Consider the following 2,411-nt stretch of genomic DNA (forward strand, 5'->3'; position numbering starts at 1 on the left):
CGGCTACGAACAGGGCTGAAGCGGTGCCGATGGGACTGCAGTCGGTGCCTTCATAGGCCAAGGCGGCCGTGAGGGCATCGGCGACGCCGTTCTCGATGGCGTCGGGCGAGGGGGGCACCTCGACGGGCGCGTCGGTGGAATCGGGACTGCTGCATCCAGCGAGGGCCATGGTGGCAAGCGCGGAGGCAGCCAGGAAGGCGCGGCGGCTGAGCGGGTGAAAGGGCATAGGGGCTCCTTGGATAGCGAACACTGTCCTTATTATACGAAGTCGGGCCGCCCCCAAGGAAAAACCCACAGCAAAAGCCCCAGGGCCCCGGACGGCGCCGCCCCGTCCACCGAGGGGATGACCCGCCATGGGCTTTGGTTGCCAACGCCGGCCTTTGATGCGATGACCCCCGTGCTAATATCCAAAAGGTATTTCTGTTCGCAGAACAAACCCGATCCTCCCACAGAGAGCTCCTGCCCGATCCAGCCTTTCCGCGACAGTACCCCAACCAACGCGAAAAGTGCCGCGGCAAAGCCGGTCGGTTGTTTGTGGTGCGGGTCATTACAAAGGAGAGGAATATGACGAGAGAACTCAAGTCGATGGACGGCAACAATGCGGCGGCGCATGTCTCCTATGCGTTTACCGAGGTAGCGGGCATTTACCCCATTACCCCTTCCAGCCCCATGGCCGACTTCGTCGACATCTGGGCTTCCCAGGGCCGCAAGAACATCTTCGGCACCACGGTTAAAGTGTGCGAGATGCAGTCCGAGGGCGGTGCCGCCGGTGCCGTGCACGGCTCGCTGGCCACTGGTGCGCTGACCACCACCTACACGGCAAGCCAGGGCTTGCTCCTCATGATTCCCAACATGTACAAGATTGCCGCCGAGCAGCTGCCCAGCGTCTTCCATGTGTCCGCCCGTACGGTGTCCACCCAGGCGCTCAACATCTTCGGCGATCACTCCGACGTCATGGCCTGCCGCCAAACTGGCTTCGCCATGCTGGCCGAGGGCAATGTGCAGGAGGTCATGGACCTTTCGGCCGTGGCCCACTTGGCCGCCATCAAGGGCCGTGTTCCCTTCCTCAATTTCTTCGACGGTTTCCGTACCTCCCACGAGGTGCAGAAGATTGCCGTGTGGGATTACGAGGATCTGGCCGACATGTGCGACATGGACGCCGTGCGCGCCTTCCGCGAGCACTCCCTGAATCCCGAGCGTCCGGCCATGCGCGGTTCCCACGAGAACGGCGACATCTTCTTCCAGCACCGCGAGGCCTGCAACTCCCTTTACGACGACCTGCCGGCCGTGGTGGAGGAGTACATGCAGAAGGTGAACGAGAAGCTGGGCACCAACTATCAGCTGTTCAACTACTACGGCGCCGAAGACGCCGACCGCGTCATCGTGGCCATGGGCTCATTCTGCGACGTGGCCGAGGAGGTTATTGACTACCTGAACGCCCAGGGCGAGAAGGTGGGTCTGGTGAAGGTGCGCCTGTACCGTCCCTTCGTCACCAGCAAGTTCGTGGAGGCGCTGCCGGCCACGGTGAAGAAGATTGCCGTTATGGACCGCACCAAGGAGCCCGGCTCCATCGGCGAGCCCCTGTACATGGACGTGGTGAACGCCCTGGCCGTCGAGGGTCGCACGGGCATCACCGTCACGGGCGGCCGCTACGGCCTGGGCTCGAAGGACACCCCGCCCTCTTCCGTGTTCGCCATCTACACCGAGCTGGAGAAGGACGAGCCCCGTCGCCAGTTCACCATTGGCATCGTGGACGACGTCACGAACCTGTCCCTGCCCGAGGTTCCGGCCCCCAACACGGCGGCACCGGGCACCATCGAGTGCAAGTTCTGGGGCCTCGGCGGCGACGGCACCGTGGGCGCCAATAAGAACTCCATCAAGATCATCGGCGACCACACCGACAAGTACGTACAGGCCTACTTCCAGTACGACTCGAAGAAGACCGGCGGCGTTACCATTTCACATCTGCGCTTCGGCGACAGCCCCATCCGCAGCCCCTACTATGTGAACAAGGCCGACTTCGTGGCCTGCCACAACCCCTCCTACGTCACCAAGGGCTTCCCCATTGTGCGCGACGTGAAGCCGGGCGGCTCTTTCCTCATCAACTGCCAGTGGACGCCCGAGGAGCTTGAGCAGCACCTGTCTGCCGAGGCCAAGCGCTACATCGCCGAGAACGACATCAAGCTGTACCTCATCAACGCCATCGACCTGGCCATCGAGCTGGGTATGGGCAAGCGCACCAACACCATCCTGCAGTCGGCCTTCTTCACCCTGGCCAAGGTTATGCCCCAGGAAGAAGCCATCCAGTACATGAAGGACGCCGCCACGAAGTCCTACGCCAAGAAGGGCCAGGACGTGGTGGACATGAACCACAAAGCCATCGACGCCGGCGCTACCGCCTTCGTGCGCGT

General features: G+C 62.7%; 1 protein-coding gene. It reads left to right on the forward strand.

Going from position 1 to position 2,411, the window contains the following annotated elements:
* Window positions 1–564: 564 nt before the first annotated feature.
* On the forward strand, window positions 565–2,411 hold a 1,847-nt coding region (gene nifJ / locus QZ307_RS10025; RefSeq protein ID WP_295999478.1), incomplete at its 3' end, for a pyruvate:ferredoxin (flavodoxin) oxidoreductase.

Origin of the sequence: uncultured Adlercreutzia sp., assembly GCA_910585575.1 — a bacterium.
Classification (GTDB): domain Bacteria; phylum Actinomycetota; class Coriobacteriia; order Coriobacteriales; family Eggerthellaceae; genus Adlercreutzia.